The 20,451-nt window shown below is 39.7% G+C and carries 17 protein-coding genes; 14 read left to right on the top strand and 3 right to left on the bottom strand.

The window, feature by feature from the left end; genetic code table 11:
• The first annotated feature begins 176 nt into the window (after positions 1 to 176).
• Positions 177 to 599: a MarR family winged helix-turn-helix transcriptional regulator gene (locus GXK58_RS13130; protein ID WP_160723528.1), complete on the top strand. Its 423-nt coding sequence runs from the start codon at positions 177 to 179 to the stop codon at positions 597 to 599.
• Between the two features lie 105 nt (positions 600 to 704).
• Entirely contained in the window at positions 705 to 1,922 is a 1,218-nt protein-coding gene (locus GXK58_RS13125; protein ID WP_160723526.1) for a multidrug effflux MFS transporter, read from the top strand.
• Between the two features lie 275 nt (positions 1,923 to 2,197).
• Here the strand turns inward: GXK58_RS13125 and GXK58_RS13120 are convergent, their stop codons facing one another.
• On the bottom strand, positions 2,198 to 2,785 hold the full coding sequence (locus tag GXK58_RS13120; protein ID WP_160723524.1) for a DUF421 domain-containing protein: 588 nt from the start codon (positions 2,783 to 2,785) through the stop codon (positions 2,198 to 2,200).
• 201 nt (positions 2,786 to 2,986) lie between these two features.
• Between GXK58_RS13120 and GXK58_RS13115 the strand changes: the two genes are divergently transcribed.
• Entirely contained in the window at positions 2,987 to 3,826 is an 840-nt protein-coding gene (locus GXK58_RS13115) for a DUF2935 domain-containing protein (RefSeq protein WP_160723522.1), read from the top strand.
• Positions 3,827 to 3,925: 99 nt separating this feature from the next.
• On the opposite strand, the gene GXK58_RS13110 is transcribed toward GXK58_RS13115, so the two are convergent.
• Entirely contained in the window at positions 3,926 to 5,068 is a 1,143-nt protein-coding gene (locus GXK58_RS13110; protein WP_160723520.1) for a YsnF/AvaK domain-containing protein, read from the bottom strand.
• Positions 5,069 to 5,179: 111 nt separating this feature from the next.
• Entirely contained in the window at positions 5,180 to 6,028 is an 849-nt protein-coding gene (locus GXK58_RS13105; protein ID WP_160723518.1) for an AraC family transcriptional regulator, read from the bottom strand.
• A gap of 125 nt (positions 6,029 to 6,153) precedes the next feature.
• Between GXK58_RS13105 and GXK58_RS13100 the strand changes: the two genes are divergently transcribed.
• From GXK58_RS13100 to GXK58_RS13050, 11 genes are all read left to right on the top strand, one after another.
• Positions 6,154 to 7,149, top strand: a complete 996-nt coding sequence (locus tag GXK58_RS13100; RefSeq protein ID WP_160723516.1) for a Gfo/Idh/MocA family protein — start codon at positions 6,154 to 6,156, stop codon at positions 7,147 to 7,149.
• A gap of 19 nt (positions 7,150 to 7,168) precedes the next feature.
• Positions 7,169 to 8,110, top strand: a complete 942-nt coding sequence (locus tag GXK58_RS13095) for an aldo/keto reductase (protein WP_160723514.1) — start codon at positions 7,169 to 7,171, stop codon at positions 8,108 to 8,110.
• Between the two features lie 553 nt (positions 8,111 to 8,663).
• On the top strand, positions 8,664 to 8,828 hold the full coding sequence (locus tag GXK58_RS27015) for a hypothetical protein (protein WP_202171360.1): 165 nt from the start codon (positions 8,664 to 8,666) through the stop codon (positions 8,826 to 8,828).
• 911 nt (positions 8,829 to 9,739) lie between these two features.
• The gene (locus GXK58_RS13085; RefSeq protein WP_160723512.1) at positions 9,740 to 10,405 is read left to right on the top strand and encodes a response regulator transcription factor; all 666 of its coding nucleotides are present in this window, start codon (positions 9,740 to 9,742) and stop codon (positions 10,403 to 10,405) included.
• Positions 10,392 to 11,861 (top strand): sensor histidine kinase, encoded by a 1,470-nt coding sequence (locus GXK58_RS13080; RefSeq protein WP_160723510.1) that lies wholly within the window; start codon positions 10,392 to 10,394, stop codon positions 11,859 to 11,861. Before GXK58_RS13085 ends, GXK58_RS13080 begins: the two co-directional genes overlap by 14 nt.
• A gap of 387 nt (positions 11,862 to 12,248) precedes the next feature.
• Positions 12,249 to 13,346, top strand: a complete 1,098-nt coding sequence (locus GXK58_RS13075; protein ID WP_202171359.1) for an alpha/beta hydrolase — start codon at positions 12,249 to 12,251, stop codon at positions 13,344 to 13,346.
• Positions 13,347 to 13,362: 16 nt separating this feature from the next.
• A complete protein-coding gene (locus GXK58_RS13070; protein WP_202171358.1) occupies positions 13,363 to 14,436 on the top strand; it encodes an alpha/beta hydrolase in 1,074 nt (357 codons plus the stop codon).
• Positions 14,437 to 14,672: 236 nt separating this feature from the next.
• Positions 14,673 to 16,256: a carboxylesterase/lipase family protein gene (locus GXK58_RS13065; RefSeq protein ID WP_160723508.1), complete on the top strand. Its 1,584-nt coding sequence runs from the start codon at positions 14,673 to 14,675 to the stop codon at positions 16,254 to 16,256.
• 451 nt (positions 16,257 to 16,707) lie between these two features.
• Positions 16,708 to 17,814, top strand: a complete 1,107-nt coding sequence (locus tag GXK58_RS13060; protein WP_237389657.1) for an alpha/beta hydrolase — start codon at positions 16,708 to 16,710, stop codon at positions 17,812 to 17,814.
• Between the two features lie 387 nt (positions 17,815 to 18,201).
• A complete protein-coding gene (locus GXK58_RS13055) occupies positions 18,202 to 19,281 on the top strand; it encodes an AraC family transcriptional regulator (protein WP_160723506.1) in 1,080 nt (359 codons plus the stop codon).
• Positions 19,282 to 19,361: 80 nt separating this feature from the next.
• Positions 19,362 to 20,213 (top strand): aldo/keto reductase, encoded by an 852-nt coding sequence (locus tag GXK58_RS13050; protein ID WP_160723504.1) that lies wholly within the window; start codon positions 19,362 to 19,364, stop codon positions 20,211 to 20,213.
• Positions 20,214 to 20,451: the final 238 nt, after the last annotated feature.

Here is a 20,451-nt window from a genome sequence, read left to right as displayed (position 1 = left end):
AGCAAATCTAATGGTTTGATAGTGGTCAGGGGAGAATTAACCTAAACCAATAAAAAGTGGACTTTATTTAACGTCTTCATTTTTATTGGTTTAGGTTTTTTCAAATTAGAACTTTTCATATGACTATAAAAATTATCTACTTGAAAACACATAGATATCTATGTATAATAAAAAACATGATAAAATATGATACAGCCTCAAAAGTAGGAAAGATTAGAGACGCAGTAAACCATTTGATTTTGTCGGAGCTAAACAAACACGGAGTGGATGGTATCTCCCCATCTCATGGAGATATTTTGGTACGCCTTTACAGAAAAAACGGCTTATCCGTGAAGGAATTGGCTGAAAAAATTCATCGTACTCAACCGACAGTAACAGTTTTAATTGATAAGTTACAGAAACTAGGATTTGTAGAAAGAAAAAAGAGTAAGGAGGACAGTAGAATTACTTTAATCAATCTAACGGAAAAGGGAGTTCAGCTGGAACCAATATTTCGTGAGATCTCCGAAAAATTAAATAATGTCATTTATGGGGGGCTAACCCACACCGAAAAAGAACAGTTGGAATATTTGCTAGAAAAGGTTCTTAAAAGATTTTAAATTTTTTTATGATATTACATAGACATCTATGTAATAATCGTCGTGCTGATTTTATGTTACTCATAATCAATAGTAGAAAAAAATATAGATAGGAGATGTAATGAATTGGATTTAAAAAGCAATAAATATTCGCTTGTTTTCGCCATACTTTTAGCTGTCTTTTCTGCGATTGGCCCGTTTACCATCGATATGTATTTAGCTTCATTTCCTAAAATTATGGGCTATTTTGGGGCAAATGCTTCCTTGGTCCAAGCAAGTTTGACCACTTGTATTTTAGGGATGGCTATTGGTCAGATCATCATGGGGGCATTAAGTGATGTTCATGGCAGACGTAGACCATTATTGATATCTATGTTTGTGTATTCCCTTACTTCCTTCGCTTGTGCCTTTGCACCGAACATGACTGTATTTATCATTTTGCGTTTCATCCAGGGGTTTGCAGGTTCCGCTGGGATTGTTATTTCTCGAGCGATTGTTCGTGATTTATTCAGTGGTATAGAACTGACAAAGTTTTTTTCACTCTTAACCGTTATCGGTAATCTTGCTCCATTGATTGCACCGCTTGCAGGTAGTGCGATCATTACTTTCACTCCTTGGGTCGGTATATTTATCTCTTTGGGTATTTTTGGAATATTATTATCAGCTTTGACCGCATTGAAAATCAAAGAAAGCCTGCCTGCAGAACGGCGAGTTTCTAGTGATTTTATGGGTTTATTACTAAATTTTAGGGAGTTGTTAAAACATAAGCGATTCATGGGATACGCTCTTGTTCAGGGGATCTTGTTTGCCGGAGTTTTTGCCTACATTTCCGGGGCTTCATTTATTTATCAAAAAATTTATAACGTGACACCGCAAGTGTTTTCGATGCTTTTTGCTTTAAATGGAATTAGTTTAATTCTTGGGGCTCAAGTTGTAAAATTTTTAGCAGGGCGGATAAAAGAAGATAGCATTCTTTTTGTGGGGCTTTCACTAGCCTTTATTTCTGGAACGATTGTGATGGTCAATGTCTTTATGCATGGTCCTTTAATGATGTTAGTCATACCGCTTTTCTTCTTGAATGCTGCGATTGGTATCACCGGTCCGACTTCATTTACATTAGCGATGGAATCTCAAGGGCATATTGCTGGAAGTGCGGCCGCACTCTTGGGTGTAATGCCAACTTTATTAGGTGCTGTTACTGCACCGCTTGTGGGAGTAGCAGGGGAATATTCTGCCGTACCATTTGGCGTAATTATTTTCACAACGAGTTTGTTATCAATCATTGCGTATATAGCTTTGGCTAAAGAATCTAAACAATCACCTTTTTTCGAGGGAAAGATTTAAACCTGAAGTATTTAAGAGATAATAAACAAATTAAATCGATATGTTCAGTAATAAACAAATTACGTTCATTTAATAATTGTAGGCTATCGTTTCTTGGTTATAATAGAGAGTGTAAGTTAAAATACTGAGTGGACACAGGCAAAACCTAAATGGATTGTTACTGGTCATTCAGGCAAAACCTAAATCGCTTAATATGAGAAGCTTCTATAAGTTTCCTATTTTGTGATTTAGGTTTTTATTTATCTTTCGTTTATTTGATCCTCAGCAAGATGCGCTTAATGTAATTGATTTGAAACCTCTTTAGAATTTTTACCTATAATTACTTCATTAAAAATATTATCTTTATTGTTGGAATTAGTTATATTAATTTGTGAGAAATTAGCTTTCAAAATCTGTTCCAAATCACCCATGGTTACTGGCCTTGCATGAGGCATTAAACTATAACCTAATTCTCCATTATTTTCGATTGTTCCTATTTGTACATCTTCTATGCGATTAATACCTGCCATTCTTAAACGTTTTTCCAAGTCATCCACAGAAATTCTTAATGTTTTTAAGTTGTCTATTAAGAGTTTTCCTTCAGAAATTACAGGGATTGCTTCGCCTTTCATCAACTTTTCTACTCCGTTCCAGCGAAGAGTAATCCATTCCGTAACTAGCAGAAATCCAATAAAAGCAGCAGCGGCTACTATGGAGTTACCAATCCCTTTTCCAGCTACTTCTCCACCAAGTACCGTTCCCAAGGAAATGATTATTGCCATTTGTGGGACCGTCATTTGTGATATTGATTTTCTACCCCCAAGCCTAAGGATGAAGGATCCTACAGATGCAAATAGGAGAGCTTCCCAAAAATATGTCCACATTTTTCTTCCTCCATTTTTGATTTAACCTTATTTTTGTTTTATTTGCGATAAAAATACCCGACGGCTTAAAACCTTAACGTTTCGGTGCCCAATCAGGGTAAATGAGTTGAGGATCAGAGCTTATTTTGACATCTTTAAGGCATATTTTATTGACTATGTAAATATGAATAGAGCAAAAAGAGTATTTCTGGGAGGCATACGATGAACGGGGATCATACTCCTTTACATGCTGATACAGGTGTTACATCTGGATTATTTGTTGAGCGCTCTTTAAATGAAATTCGTTTTTGGGCTAGGATCATGAAAGAACATTCTTTATTTCTTCGATTAGGTTTCAGAGCAGAAGATACTCAACTTATTCATGAGGCCAATCAATTTTATCGCCTATTTGAACACATCGAACAAACTTCACATTCCTTTAATAATCAAACAGACCCCGAACAAATAAGAAGATTTAATTCAGAGGTACAAATAGCTGCAACGAATATTTTCGTATTTAAACGGAAAGTATTAGAACTCATTCTCACATGCAAATTACCGGGGGCAAATAATTTCCCACTATTAGTTGACCATACAAGCAGGGAAGCGAATTATTTTAGAAAACGATTAATTGAATTAAATGAAGGAAAATTACAATCGCTTCCAGATGCCATTATTAAAGAAAATGTCTTCTTCTTAAGGATTATGGCAGACCATGCCAAATTTATTGGTCATCTCCTTGATCCGTCAGAAAGGAAACTAGTTGATTTAGCTCAGAATTTTAGCAATGATTTTGATCAATTACTGTATCAGGCAAGGGACTTAGAATCTATGAAGCCACAATCACAAACCGTTCCTCTTTTAGATCAATTTCTTGATCAGAATCGCGTGTCGGTCGTATCTCTTAGAGACTTCAAGAAAACAGCCCGTGATTTAATTGAGCAATGTAAAATAAAGAGCATTATTCATCCTCTATTAGCAGACCATGTTTTCCGGGAAGCGGATAGGTTCCTAGAAATCATTGATATGTTTGACGCACATCTTACTAGTGGTACTCAATAACCTAAATAACGAAACAAAAGGCTGAATTCAAAAGTTGAATCCAGCCTTTTTTATAGCATCTAAGAATTTCAATTATCCAATCTAATTTACTGACAATGATCATTTTTTCTTGTTTTGGTTTTTATTATTTTTATTTTCCCCCTTCGATGAATTTTCATTACTGTGGATTTCTTCTTTCACATTAGCAACTGTAATGGATACTTCATTTTCGCTTTCATTTTCCTTAATAGCAGGAGAATCAGTTCGCATCCCGTTTGCTTTGTCCTTATTAGTAGCAGATAATTCTGGTTTGTTTTTCTCTACTTTAACAACGAGGGAGCCTGTGCTTTTTTCGTGGGTTTCCTCCTTTTTATCCTCTTTTATTATGCTTTCAATGTCTGGATTTCCTTCTACTATTAATATATTTGGGCTTTCCTTACTAACTTCTTCTTGCACCATATCAGACTTCAACACTGTGACTGCTTCCGTAACTGATGGGACAGAACGTTCCACAATTCGAGCTTCTTCTTTTCTAATGATATCCTGTACTTGCTTTGTTTCTTGAATTTTTCGTTTGCCTACAATCACTTCTTCAACAACTACTGGTCTTTTCGTTACTTCTATTCGTTCTTCGGTAATGGGAATACGAATGATTTCATCCTCTGTAAATGCGCTGCCATCATACTTTCCATCAGTGACAGGACGGCGCTCAATATATACTTCCTCTCGTAAAAGGGGTACATAAACAGTTCGCTGTTCTTCCACAACTTCTTTTTGGAGCTGTAATTCCCCAACTTGGATACGCTCTTTTATAATATCAAGCTGTTCTTCATGAAGCTGGACAGCTGTTGTTTTTTCGGTCTCATATTGTGCTTCATAAATTGGGCTGTCGTAAGTTTTATACGTGTCAACCAGCAGGATCATTTTTCCAGTATATATTTCCTTTTCACACTGTTTTGCGGTAAATTGTGGTATCCCTCTTTCAATAAGTCTTCTGGACAAAGCGTTTGCCTGACTTCCGCCCATTCCTGCCGTCATCAAGGAAAAAAAGCTTTCCATCATGACACCAGCTAAGGTATTTACCTGTGTATCCGCTTCTACCATCACGCCAGTTTGGGAAGTGATTAACGGAATGTCACTTCGATATTTCGCAACAACCATCATATCTGTTTCACGATGCCCCTGACGTTTCAAACCTTCGATTGCATACAAGACTTCTTGCTCTGAATTAAATGTTCCAACGATTCTTTTTTCAATACTCATATTACCATGCCTCCTATAATGTACTAATGCAGTAAGAAAATTACATCGAGGTGCATAGAATGTCTACCCAAGTACAATGATTTGAAACATTTTCAAGAACATGAAGTCATACTATTTCTTGGTTTTAAAAGGATACAGCTGGCGGTAATCGGTAGGTGTCATTCCTTCATGTTGTAAAAAACGTTTATTAAAATAACTTATACTCGGATAGCCTGCCTTTAGAGCAATTTCTTTAATTGTCATTTCCTTATTGTCCAGCAGCCATTGTTTGCTCATTTGAAGCCGGCATAATGTAATAAACGCCATTGGTGTCATTTGTGTAGCCCGTTTAAAAAGGCGGCAAAAATAGTAGGTGCTTACACCTGCTTGTTCTGCCCAGTAATCCAATTCGAATGGTTCACAAGCATTACTTTGCATCAAGGGGAGCAATGATTGAATACGATCGTCTAATTCTTGCTTTCGATCAGAAGTTCGAGGCACCACATTTGTAATAAACTCCATTAAGAACGTATAGGTAAGGGTGGACAAGCGGGACAAATGCAAAAAACTATTTTTCTCCGCTTCAAGAAGAAGCTGTTCATGTAATTCTTCTAATGGTTGAAGATGTTGAACCTTCCAAAGTGAATGCTGATGAAAACCTTTATCCGATAAAAATGGATGGAGGACACTTCCATAAAAATGAACCCAGCGAATATTCCAAGGGTCATTCTGGCTGCTGTAATAACGTTGTTCCTGCATAGGAAAATACAAGAAAGCATCTCCGCGCTTCAAGGAATATTGTTTGCCATCCATTTCTACAAAGCCAGAACCAGAGACAATAAAGTGGATACTAAAATTATTAAGCGTTCCCACTTTTCGGTCTACCTGATGTTTCGGCTCATCCCAATACAATCCGATTGATTCCGGAAGGACCATATATTCATGATCATTAAGTGTAGGTAATAAATATTGTCTTTGCATTCACCATCACTCTTTTCATCGCAATATTGTTTCATATGTAGGGCAAAAAGATTCTATTTTTATTTTATTATGAGTTTCATATAATGACAATATAGTATTATCTTTACATAAAGGAGAGGAATGGAATGAAAAAAATTCGTTGGGGGATTATCGGATGCGCAGGAATTGCAAAGCGCTCGGTTATACCAGGAATCCAGCAATCTGAAACAGGCGAAGTCGCTGCAATTGCTAGCCGTGGATTGGACAAGGCCAAGCAAACAGCTGAACAATTGAATATACCGACAGCTTATGGAAGTTATGAAGAATTAATTGCTGACCCTACTATTGAAGCCGTTTACATTCCGCTGCCTAATCACCTGCATAAAGAATGGGTGATCCGTGCCGCAGAAGCGGGTAAACATGTTTTATGCGAAAAACCATTAGCAATCAATGCAGAGGAAGCACAGGAAATGGTTGAAGCTTGCGAAAAAGCTGGCGTTGTATTTGCGGAAGCATTTATGTACCGGTATCATCCGCGGTATACCACCATTCGTAACATTATAAAATCGGGTGAGATAGGGGAGATACGGGGAATCCACGGCACCTTTACTTTTAATAATTCTAAGGAAATGAACAATATTCGGTATAAAAGAGAGTGGGGCGGCGGCTCATTATATGATGTCGGCGTTTATCCAATTAGTGCTGCACGCATGTTGTTAAATGAAGAGCCAAAAGCTGCAACTGTTCATGCTTATCTTTCCGAAGAACACGATTATGTAGATATGATGACCTCTGGCATTTTGGAGTTTAATCGAGGTGTAGCTTTAACCTTTGATAGCGGAATGTGGGCTGCATTCAGAAATACCCTAGAGATTTTGGGAACAGAAGGACGAATTGAAGTGCCTAGCGCCTTTGTGGTTAATCAGAATGAGGGGGATAACTTTTTTGTCTATACACAGGAAGGGAAGAGAGAAGTGGAAGTTCCTCGCTTGAACCAATATGCCTTGCAAGCAGATGCAATAGGGAGAAGCATTCGGAACGGGGAACCGCTTCCTTTTCCAGCATCCGATGCCGTTTTGAATATGAAAGTGTTGGATGCTTGTTTAACATCGGCAAGAGAACAACGTCGGGTTGAGATCTAACTAATTGGAGGTCAAAATTATGAAATCGATTACCATTCCAGGATTATCAAAACCAGTAACGACTCTTATTCAAGGCTCTGATTATTTTAGGCCGAGTGTTTATGAAAACATTTGCCATGTACTGGACCGTTATTTTTCTATAGGTGGGAATACGATTGATACCGCTCATGTTTATTGTGGCGGTGAGAGTGAAGTGGCAATTGGACAATGGATGAAAGAACGGAATAATCGTGAAGATGTCGTCATTTTGACGAAAGGGGCACACCACGACCAGAACGGCCCTCGTGTAAATCCAGAAGCCATATCAAAGGATTTGTTTAAGAGCTTAGAGAGGCTTGGAACCGATTATATCGATTTATATGCGTTGCATCGTGATGATCCGAATGTTCCAGTCAGTGTGATTATGGATGCCTTAAATGAACATATTGCCGCCGGAAGAATTAAGGCGATTGGAGGGTCAAATTGGACGGTCTCCCGGTTGCAGGAAGCAAATGAATATGCGGCAGCTAATGGGTTGGTTGGATTTACTTTTAGTAGTCCAAATTTAAGCTTGGCCAAAGCGAAAGAACCATTTTGGGCTGGCTGTGTATCAGTTGATGCGGCTGATTGTGAGTGGCATGAAAAATATCAGCTGCCCATTTTATCCTGGTCATCCCAAGCAAGAGGGTTCTTTACTGGCCGATTTACTCAGGAAGATCAAAGCAATGCAGATCTTGTTCGCGTTTTCTATAGTGACGACAATTGGGAACGTTTGCGCCGGGCTGAACAATTGGCAAAGGAAAAAGGTGTCAGTACCATTCAAATCGCTCTTGCCTATGTGCTTAATCAACCATTTCCGACCTGTGCTCTTATTGGAGCCCAAAATGAAGTAGAGTTGATCTCTTGCTATGAGGGTTCACAGATTGTTTTAACGAAAGAAGAGTTAAGATGGTTGGAACATGTTGATATTAGTGTAAGATAAATACCCATTTGAGATTTTACACGTACGGAATGGTTAGAACCTGTTGATGATGAATGGTATAACAAGTTATAAATGACTAACGCATCGAATGAATTGATTCGATGCGTTAGTCATTTATAGATAAATATTTAACTTCCTTTCATCGATGCATTTTGTTGTAAGAGGATTATGCAATAAATTGGGAGGAATAGGCTATCGATCACTTTCTCATCTGTTGCATAATAGACATGTTCATGCTTTTTTTAATTTTTGTACGGTATAAAAATTGAAAAACTGGCCCTATAAGACTAGAACAAAAATTTACCACTACTGCGGCATTTAGCTAAAGGTGGGTGCCGACAATTAAAAGGATGAAGAGGTAATCTCTTCACAAGACGAAATCGCAGATTGGTTAGGTCTATAAATAATTCAGTTAGGGGGAATTGGCAATAAATACGGACCATTTCATATCGCTTTAATAGAAGGCGGTCAATATGATAGACGCTGGTCTTGGGCTTGTATTTTTCCAGAAAAATAAGTACAGGCTAATCTAGATGTAGAAGGCAAGCATCTGATGTTAATACATTGGGGTGCCTTTACCTTTGCGAACCATGCTTGGAAAGAACCAATAGTACGAGCATTAGAAGCGGCAAATAAAGAAGACGTGAATCTCATCGCTCAACAAATTAGTCAAAACCATCATTTTATTTACTTACATTTATATTTAGACCTATTATAAAGTAGTTTACTTATAAATTTAGGAGCTAAGTTTTAAGGTTTGAGTGAAAAAAAATAGCAAACAAAAAATAGAATATTTCCTTTAAATTTGAATAGGAAGTGGTCTATTTTATCTGTTGGAATTATGGAGCGAAGCATGTGAATATTTCGATAAGAACTTTGTTTCTAAGGATATGATCAATGCGTATCTTTTCATTCTATTAAATTTGTCACACGAACAGTACAACAGGTAATCACACGGACCTTATGAAACAGAATGATGTGTTTGTCATCTATTTTGTGAAATATATAGAAGACCATAAAGAAAGCGGAAGTGTATTAGGTGAAAATGTTAACTTAATTATATACACATATGAAGGTCCTATTATAAAGGTAATTCTCTTTAAGAGTAAATGGTTGTTAGAGGATTAGGCAATGATTTGCTATGATAGTGATACTAGTCGTGTTTTCATTTATTGTATAATGAGGATGCAAGAAAGAGAAGGCGGTACCAGAATTCACAAAAAGATAAGCCTATGAAACTTAATCCACCAGTTTCAAGAATCCAAGAAGCTCTACTCATAGGAAGATAATATTTTAATAAATCGAGATTACATATAATAGAAGAGATGTATGGGAAGAGAAGGACTTCCATTAAAGGATGGAAAACTACTTATGATGAGACAGAAAGCTAATGCTGAACCTGAAACTTAGTATCGCGAGTAATATAAGAACTGCAGGACTTTTCTAGAGATCTGACTAAAATAATTTATATTGGTAATTGCTTAATGTCCCCATGTCTTATTCTTTCCTCATAGTTTACTCAAAAATTACTCACAAATTTAATTTTGGAGTGACAAGAGGTCTCCGGGCACATTTTAGAGAATATCCCATTGTTAAAAAAATATATGAAATATGGAGGAAGGGATTAAGATGTCAAAACTACTAATTGTTGATGATGATATACATCTTCGCAAGCTAGTACTTACATATGCTGAATTGGATGGATATCAGTGCGAAGAGGCAGAAGACGGCAAGGAAGCTATCGAAAAAATAAATCATACACAATTTGATATTGTTATCCTGGATGTCATGATGCCAGGACTTGATGGTTTTGAAACGTTGGGGGAATTTCGCAAGGAGAGCCAGGTTCCGGTAATTATGTTGACCTCCCGAAGCGAAGAATATGACAAGTTGCTGGGCTTTAACCTTGGAGCAGACGATTATTTACTAAAGCCATTTAGCCCAAAGGAACTAATGGCCCGAATCGGAGCTATACTCAAACGTTGCGGGAACAAATCAAGTGATAAGCTTACTTTTGGAGAGTTATGTATCTCTCCCGGATATAGAGCAGTAACCGTAGGTAAAAAAGAATTTAACTTGCCACCTAAAGAGTTTGATCTTTTATTATATCTCGCACAAAATGAACGACTTGTACTCAGTCGCGAGCAACTTTTGAATAAGGTGTGGGGATATAATTATCATGGTGATACACGTACGGTAGACACCCATATCAAATCACTTCGGGAGCATCTGGGCGACTATAGGAAAGTAATTCAAACCACTTGGGGGGTTGGGTACAAATTTGAATATAAATAAAATTAGTGAGGTTTCGCCCTTCCACTCAAAGATTGTATTACGATTGTGGCTACTTATGATGCTTCTGGTGGCACTTAGCATCGCTTTTATATGGGTTGTGCAGATTTTTCTATTTGAAAGGAACTATGTTGACTCCACTGTCACCGAAGTACAAGGTCAATTGCAACCTTTTATTGAAGAGTTGGAAACAAATGATCTCGCTAATAACGAACAACTTATTTCTTCTTTAAGCAAATCCGCCAATGGGAAAATGATACTGATTGATGGTAATGGGAAAATAATTGCAGTTTACAGTATGGGTCTCAAAATATTAGATGAGGAAACCTTGGAATCTATGTCAGGAGCTCTAAAATATTTGAAGCAGAGTAAAGAATACCAGCTGGTTATGCAGGGAAAGTCATATAATAAAATTTTACGATATGGATCTGAGCCGGTAGTCCTTGAGATCGGTATTCCAGTGTTTTACGATAACCGGCAGGCTTCGATTGTTTTGTATCATTCATTAGATCAACTGCATACGGTGCTTCGTATCAATCGCAGTCAGTTGGTGATGCTGAGTATAATACTAACATTGGCTGCTGCTATGCTTTCAGCATTATTGTCTCGCCATTTTTTGAAGCCAATTAGGAAAATAAAGTGGACTGTAGACAGACTTGCAAAGGGTGAACTAACTGCAACACCAGGGCTTTCGCAGAAAGATGAGTTCGGGCAATTATCCGATTCGGTGAAGGAGCTTAGTCAGGCTCTACAGCGTGTGGATATTCTTCGTAAAGAGGTCATCGCCAACGTATCACATGAGCTTCGCTCACCGCTGGCCCTTATCAGCGGATACACTGAAATGGTGCGGGATATAAACTGGAAAGAGGATGAAAAACGCAATGAAAACCTAAGTCTTATTTTACAAGAAGCTGGACGAATGAGCGAGATGGTTAGCGACATCATGGATTATTCTCAGCTTCAGGCTGGATATGTCAAACTAAAAATGGACTGGTACAATCTATACGAGATTGTTGAGTCGGAGATAGCGCACTGTGAACAGAATGCCTCTGTTTATGGTATTAAGATTCGATTGGTGAGCGAGCGAACTGATCTTCCAGTTAATATTGATGCGGTGAAAATCTGTCAAGTGATGCGAAATTTATTAAATAATGCCATCAATCATACCGCACATGGTGGGACGATTGACGTAGTGATTGAGAATTTGGACAGCAAGATTAAAGTGTCTGTTATTAATCCTGGAGACCCTATTCCCGAAGAGGATCGTGCTATTATATGGGAAAGATATCAGCGTGGTCAACATCATGGCGGTCGTAATAAAGGGACCGGAATCGGACTTTCCATTGTAAGCACCTATTTAAAGGCTCACGATATGCTTTATGGAGTGGATTGCGAGGAAGGTCTAACCACATTTTGGTTTGAGTATTCAAGTTCTAGTAATGTGCGCGAAAGCGAATAGCGGATATCCTAAGTATTGGACACCAATTATATATATTCATTCAAAGGAGCAGGCAAATTGATATGCCTGCTTTTTTGCTGTCAGAATAACTATCATAAAAATTTGCCTCTTTTCTCACAAAATTCTCACATTTTAATAATAAGATTAAGAACATAATCTGACCTAAAGTTACGGTCATTCTATTATCAAAAAATACTATTTTAATAAAAAAGAGAGAAATGTACTATGAAAAAAACTAGATTAATTTTATTATGCATTGTTAAGGCGGCATCTTAACATCGTGTGTAAGTAATGAATCCAAATATCAATACGCCGGAGGACTGACATTTGCGCATGATGAAACGATTATGGGATGGCTGTTCGGAGAACATTGAAGGAGGTGGAAGGATGCAATCTAGGAAGTACAGACTCGTATTTGCCATCTTTTTGATGTTCATTGCACTGCTTACTGGATGCGGTAAAAACACGGCAGATGAGCAGATTTTTTCATCGAAAGCTGAAACAGGCAGTGAAATTGTCGAAGAAGGACAGGATCCAGTGAAAGAATCCGGTACAAAAGCAATAGCGGATACAGAGATATCCACAGATGAAGCAGAGGACTATTTAGAGATGATCTACACAGTGGACACAAAAGTATGGGATGTCATTGATGATCCTGCCTTTGATGGATACGGGAGACTGATTTTCCCTGCCGATAAGACGATTGTCAGGAGTATGACTCTGAGTGAGTTCGGCAGCATCCTGACCTGGTACAACTATGTGAATCCAGATCGGACAGTCGAAATCGTAAATTATATGAAAACCAAAGTAGAGGCGGGGGAACAGATTTTTTATGACATCTACACGGATGAAGAAAAAGCCGCTGATCCCGCCAAGGAAAATACCGGACTTTTCGTTTTTCGAGGGAATCCGGGGAAGAAATTTGCCATTGTGAATGCCGGTGGCGGCTTTGTATATGTAGCAGCCATGCATGACAGCTTTCCGCATGCATTGGAATTATCGAAAAAGGGATATAATGCATTCGCACTGATTTACCGACCGGGAGCCGAGACAGCCTGCGAGGATCTTGCACGAGCGATTGCTTTTATCCATGAACATGCGGATGAACTTGAGGTCGACACGGAGGATTATTCCCTGTGGGGAGGCTCTGCAGGTGCGCGGATGGCGGCTTGGCTTGGATCATACGGAACAGCAGCCTTTAGTGAAGCGGAGTATCCGAGACCTGGAGCGGTCATCATGCAATATACGGGACTTTCCGAGGTGTACGGAAATGAGCCGCCGACATATGCAAATGTGGGTACCATCGACGGCATTGCAAGCTTTCTAACAATGGGGCGTCGTATTAATAACATCAAGGCAAATGGAATAGACTCAGAGATTGAGATTTTTGATGGTCTACCGCACGGGTTCGGACTTGGTGAAGGGACGATTGCAGAAGGGTGGATAGATCATGCGGTCAGGTTCTGGGAGAACCAGATGGACTGAGGAGGAAGAATGGAGAATGAGAGCAAAAAGATTTATCGTAATTATGGTAGTGTCGCTGTTTCTTAACGGTTTATTTGGGGCATGTAGCAGCCGGCAATCACCGGATGCTACTTCGGTCTCTGACGTACGGGATAATGCAGTTAGTGAAACAGGACAAGAGGAAACAGGAAAGGTGGAAGAAGCTGACATGAACACTGGAAGCGGTACTGAGCATCCAGTTCCGCAGGAACTGGAGAATATTCCAGAGGAGTATTACCTAGCGGCAGATCAGAAGGGAACCTTGGTGGAGCTTACTTACAATACCTATGAATCGAAATCATATGAAAAGAAAAGAAAGAAGATTACAAAACGGGCAATCGTATATCTGCCATATGGGTACTCTGAAAAAAATAAATACAATGTTATGTATCTAATGCATGGCGGCTGGAGTAATGAAACAACGACCCTTGGTACTCCGGATCATCCGAATTCCTTTAAGAATGTCATTGATCATGCCATAGAGAATGGAAAGGTAGAGCCGCTTATCATTGTATGTCCTACCTACAATAATGAAAGTCCGGAGGACAGTGCAGACTACACGTTGGCATTTTATACTCTGACGGTCAATTATCACAATGAACTGGTAAATGACCTGATTCCTGCTGTGGAAGGAACTTACTCGACATATGCGAAAAGCACATCGCCGGAGGATATTAAGAATTCCAGAGATCACCGTGCATTTGGTGGATTTTCGATGGGATCTGTTACCACATGGTATACCTTTGTGAATTGTCTAGATGAATTCCGATATTTCCTGCCGATGAGCGGTGCGATGGATTATGAGGGCGATGATGTAGATGCGGCAGTTACTGCCTCCGGTCACAGCCCTGGCGATTTTTTCATTTATGCGATTACCGGAACGGATGACTTTGAATACGGACATCTCACAAGACAGATTAAAGGAATGCTTGGTATGCCGAGTGGGAATTTCATATCCACCGAAAGTGAAGAATCTGGAAATATCGCATTTCGTATTAAGGACGGGTATTCGCACGACGGTCGTGCAGCAATGGAATATACCTATAATGGGCTAATGTGGTTTTGGAACTAAGTTAAGGATGTGTAATATGAAATATCAGACTTTAGGAAGTAATCTGAAGGTCAGTGCAGTAGGTCTTGGCTGTATGGAATAAGCCTGATTTTAACTGAAGACGGATGAAATGATGAAAAGCTTGAAAAGAACAAGAGGTATTTCAAAGTGGAGGGCTTTATGAAGAAAGTCATGTTTACGAGCGAAAAATCGATTTTGATAATCAACCGTAAATGATAACAATCCGGAGGTGTTATATGGAAAAAAAGAAGACGAAGAATAAGGGCTTAAAACGTATTTTCATGGTGCTTGGGGTTATCGTTGGAATAATCATTATTGCTGGAGCAGGAATATTTCTGTATTTACGCAGCCAGTTTGCAGCTCCGAGAGTCGTGATAGGGAATGTGACAGATGATGCAATTGTCAAAACAGGGGCAGGATCTCTCAGGGGATACATCAGCGATGGAATATATACCTACCATGGGATTCCTTATGCCGAGGCAGCGGAGCGGTTCGTGCCGGCAGAGAAGGTGACTCCATGGAAGGGGGTGCTGGACGTAGCTAAGTATGGAAAAATATCCCCACAGGGAGCGATCCTGGGAATGTCAGTAAGTGATGATGCGGATGAAACGGATAATAACAGTCAGAACCTTAATCTGTGGACACCAGGTATTAACGACGGAAAAAAACGTCCTGTCATGGTGTGGCTGCATGGAGGCGGATTCTCTATGGGTTCTGCTAATGATGCTACGTCTGACGGAACGGCGCTCAGTAAAAGTGGAGATGTCGTTGTGGTAGGAGTGAATCACAGGCTGAATGTATATGGGCATATGGATCTTTCTGCTTACGGGGAAAAATATCAGTATTCTGCCAATGTAGGGATGATGGATATTGTGATGGCACTTGAATGGATCCAGGAAAATATCGAAACCTTTGGTGGTGATCCGGGAAATGTGACTGTCTTTGGACAATCAGGAGGCGGAGCTAAGGTGCTGTCGCTTATGATATCGCCTTATGCAAAAGGATTGTTTCATAAGGGAATCGTGGAAAGCGGAGCCACAGAGATGATGGGCGTGAAATTCAGCTCCAAGGAAGAAAGCCAGAGACTGACCGAGAATATTCTCAAACATCTTGGTATTTCAGCTGATAACATTGATGCGTTGCAGACGGTTTCCAATAAGAAACTGCAGGATGCAGCAGGCAGCGCTTTACAGGAAACGGGAGTGGAGTTTCAGATTCCGGCACCCTTAAGCGACGATTATGGAATGGAATGGGGTCCGGTCATAGACGGTGACTTTATGCCAACCAATCCTGTCACAGAGGATTCCTTCGCAGAAATGGGAAAAGATATACCGCTTCTGATTGGAAGCAATCTGAATGAATGGACAGGAATGAGGGCGGCAGCAAGACACAGTGATCTTAACGACAAACAAATCAATGCATATGTATCAGCCTATCCGAATAAGGATCGGGATGAAGCGGACAAAGTAGATACTTTTATCCGTCTGCCTATGCTGAAGATCATGTCGCATAAGGCAGATCAAGGTGGTGCTCCGGTTTATGCCTATGTATTTACCTATGATAATGGTGCTATGGGGGCATATCATGGAGCGGAAATTCCCTATGTGTTTGCACACGAAAGCGGAAAATTAGGCAAAGAGGTCAGCCAGGCATGGATTAACTTTGCGCGAAGTGGCATTCCGGGAGCGGATGGACTTCCTGATTGGGAACCGTATACAAGGGAACGTAGAGCGACTATGCTACTGGATACACAGTCCGAACTCGTATACAACCATGATACAGAGCTAATGCGCCTTTTAGAGCCTGATTATGTTTATTAGAGAAAGGAGACATCTGCGTAAGAAAAAGCACAGGCTTTTATAGGTGGAGTTTTCAAGTAGCGAGAGCCGGCTTTTCTCATCACCCTGTAATTGAAGTCATGAGCTGAAACGGATAAGCGGATAGTTTCGAGCACCATATAAACGGATGAACGTCTATTAGTCTGAAATTTAAAGAATGTCGCAATTTACAACCATTATGTCGTCCTTTGCTAATTACAAAACGACGATAGATAAGTAGACTAATAACTGTACCATCCACTACGAAAGGTACAAAAAACAAACAAAGTTGTGTGTAAGTATCAGAAAGAGGCGATGATGTATGACGGCACATTCCTTAGACCGTATAAAATTCCTGTATCAACTTGAGCAGGATGTTCTTCTCACATTATGACCCTGGTACGGTGGAAATGCTTATCGGGCTTGTACACTAAAAAAGAAAGGATGAACAATGATGAAAAAGAAATATTTACTGACACTGGCTTTGACAGGAGCCATGACGCTGACACTACTTACTGGTTATGATAACAACAATAAGGAAAATGAAAAGAAACAGGAGAAGAGTAGCTCTTCTAATTCACTGGTAATAGCCGACCAGGGTATTTTTTCTGCAGGAGGTATCACTACGACTTCAAAGGGAACTTTTGATCCAGAGAACCAGTGGGAAGAGACTGGGGCTGGTCAGACTTCCCACGTAGATCATGCCAATGTGCTGTATCAGATTCCAGAGAACGAAACTGGTATGCCGATGGTATTTCTGCATGGCTATGGACAGTCTCGTATGGGTTGGATGACGACGCCAGATGGTCGTGAGGGTTGGTCAGATATGTTCCTGAGAATGGGGCACGGTGTGTTCCTTATAGATCAGCCAAGACGTGGAGAAGCTGGAGCAACTTCTGTCAGCGGTGATATCAGTACCAAGAACCTAGATCAGCGTTGGTATACGCAGTTTAGAATCGGTCGATGGGAAGATGGCAAGTCTGTTGTAAATGAAGGCTCTCAATTCCCGAATGATGATACATCTATTGATCAGTTTTTCCGTCAGATGACACCAGATACGGGTATGACCTCCGATATGGGTGCAGATTTTGATAACGAGACTGTAGCAAAGGCGCTTGCGGCAACCATCGATGAGGTTTATAACCGCACTGGTAAGGACTCTATTCTGGTGACGCACTCCCAGGGTGCCGGTCCAGGATGGACAGCAGCTATGTATACAGACCATATTGCAGCCATCGTAGCCATCGAGCCAGGTGGCGCTCCTGGCGTGGATTCTAAGGAATATCAGGCTATAAAAGAAAAGAATATCCCAGTTACATTCTATTTTGGCGACTATATCGACAATGGCGATCCTGACATTCAGGCTACCTCCATGTGGCAGATGATGCGCAAGACCTGCTATGATTTTGTAGATGCCTATACCGCTCAGGGTGGAAAGGGCACGGTTGTTGATCTTCCAAAGGAAGGGATTACCGGAAATGATCATTTTATGTTCCAGGATTTGAACAATAAAGTAATAGCAAAGCATATTGAAAAATGGATTAAGAAGAATGTGAAATAACAATCAAATAGAGTTTAGGATAGGTATGAGGTTAAGTTTTTGAAATACTCAAAGAAGCAGGCAAAATTGCTGTAGAATAATATAGAAAAAACTAAAATGACTGGATTAGTGGAAAAAACTATCCAGTCATTTTTCCAAGAAGATGAAATCATCATAATTTAGAAATATAAATTCTTGGGGTTTTATTGGATAGTGTCGAGCACTCTATAAACGAATGGTCTTCCGTTTGCTTGGAATAAAAAATGGCGTAATTTACAAACATTATGTCGTTCTTCACTAATTACAAAACTACGTTGGATAGATAGAATAATAAATGTACCATCCACAACAAAAGGTACAAATGAAAATCAAAGCTTGATGTTAAGGAACAGAAAGAGGCGATAATGAATGACGGTACATTCCTTAGACCGGATAAAAATCCCCGTAGCAACTTGGGCAGGCTTTCATCATTTAGGTATTTCTCCTCAAGACGTTGTTCGCAAAGCACAGCTACCGCTCACGATTCTATCCGAATCGGTTGAAGTGACTACCGCCCAGTATTTCGCGATTTGGAGTGCTGTGTCCGAATTAATTAGTGATGCTGCTGTTGGGATCATTAGGTTTATTTCGGGGTTAAATCCAGCGCAGTTGCCGCCAAGTGTCTTAGCACCTTATCATGCTCGTGATTACCGGGACGCTCTAAGTCGAATTGCCAGATACAAACAACTTTGTTATCCCGAACGCCTTCATATCACCGAGGATGGAGAACTCTGTACCATTGAACTAGAATTTCTTTATACTGAGCAGCCAGAACCGCCGATCCTGGTTTATCTGACACTCGCATCCCTTCTGCAGTTAGGAAGGATAGGTTCAGGTCATCGCTTTCCTGCTAAGTCAGTTGAATTTTCGCACCCGAACCCACTGGGGGACGTGGAGGCTCTTGAAGATTACTTTGGCTGTGGCATCAAATTCGGAGCAAAAAACAACCGTTTGACCCTGCATCGAAGTGATTTGGACCGCCACTTTGTCACATACAATGCGGAGCTACTAGATATACTAGTTCCTTCACTAGAAAAATCTCTGGACGATAAGCAACGCAGCAAATCAACGACCGAGATCGTCAAGTGGATTATTAAACGCAGCCTAGACGGGGGTCGCCCCGATGTACAGATAATCGCAGGAGAGTTGGGAATGAGCGAACGTACTTTACAACGCCGACTTACCGATGAAGGCACAAGCTTCAAGCATCTATTGTCGGATGCTAGACGTGAGAAGGCACGGGAGTATCTTGCAGACCCCTCTCTCGATATTAAAGAAGTGGCTTTCCTACTTGGATATGAAGACAAGAGCTCTTTTTACCGCGCATTTCGACTTTGGGAAGGTGATACACCTTCAAATTGGCGTGCTGAACAATTAGGCATAACAGAAGGCAGACAAGATATGGATTCATTTACTAAAGATAGTTCACTAACCGGAATGAATTTCTAACCATAAAGGAAATTTAGTTTATACAAGTCTGTAAAGAAGTATATAAGTCAACTAATTTTTATAAAATAGGAGGATTTTAAATGCAAAATGTTATTTTAAACAATGGTGTTGAAATGCCAATACTTGGCTTTGGTGTTTTTCAAATGAATGATTCAAAAGAATGTGAACAAGCTGTATACGATGCAATTATGGCTGGCTATCGTCTTATTGATACAGCAGCCTCTTATCAAAATGAAGAAGCAGTCGGAAGAGCCATTAAACGAAGTGGTGTGCCTAGAGAGGAATTATTTATTACTACAAAATTCTGGGTGCAAGATGCCGGTTATGAAAACACTAAGAAAGCATTCGCAAAATCTCTAGAAAGTTTGCAATTAGACTATTTGGACTTGTACTTAATTCATCAACCGTTTGGTGATGTATATGGTTCTTGGCGTGCGATGGAGGAATTGTATCGCGAGGGGAAAATTCGAGCAATCGGAGTGAGTAACTTCCATCCGGATCGTCTTGCAGACTTGATGGTTCACAATCAAGTGATGCCTGCTGTAAACCAGATTGAAACCCATCCGTTCAATCAGCAAATCGATAGTGCTGACTATATGAAAGAGAACAATGTCCAAATACAGTCTTGGGGTCCTTTTGCGGAAGGAAAAAATAACATCTTCCAGAATGAGGTTTTAGTTTCAATTGCGGAACAATATAACAAATCAGTTGCTCAAGTGATTTTACGTTGGTTGACTCAAAGAGGAGTTGTTGTTATTCCAAAGTCTGTTCGTAAAGAAAGAATTATTGAAAACCTCAATATCTTTGATTTTGAGTTGACTCAAGGAGACATGGAAAAGATTTCTACGTTAGACACGAAAGAAAGCTTGTTCTTTTCTCATCGGGACCCTGCAATGGTGAAAGGGATCGGTACATTTAAAATTCATGAGTAATTCTCAACTAATAGTTATTGTTTACTCATCAGATATTCCACAGTACCAATACACTTGATAGTTAAAACTCTTTAAACAAAAGAAAAATTGTGAACAAGGCTGCCCTTCATTGTTAGGGCGGCTTATCATTTTTCTTTATAAATAATTGAAGGAGGGTGATAAAATGTCAAACCTCGAAGAACATACTATAACACAGAAAATGAACGGACATGTTTCACAAAAAGCTAAGAAAAGAATT

The organism is Bacillus sp. USDA818B3_A (genome assembly GCF_009928415.1).
GTDB lineage: Bacteria > Bacillota > Bacilli > Bacillales > Cytobacillaceae > Neobacillus.
This window is presented reverse-complemented; position numbering and strand designations above follow the sequence as displayed.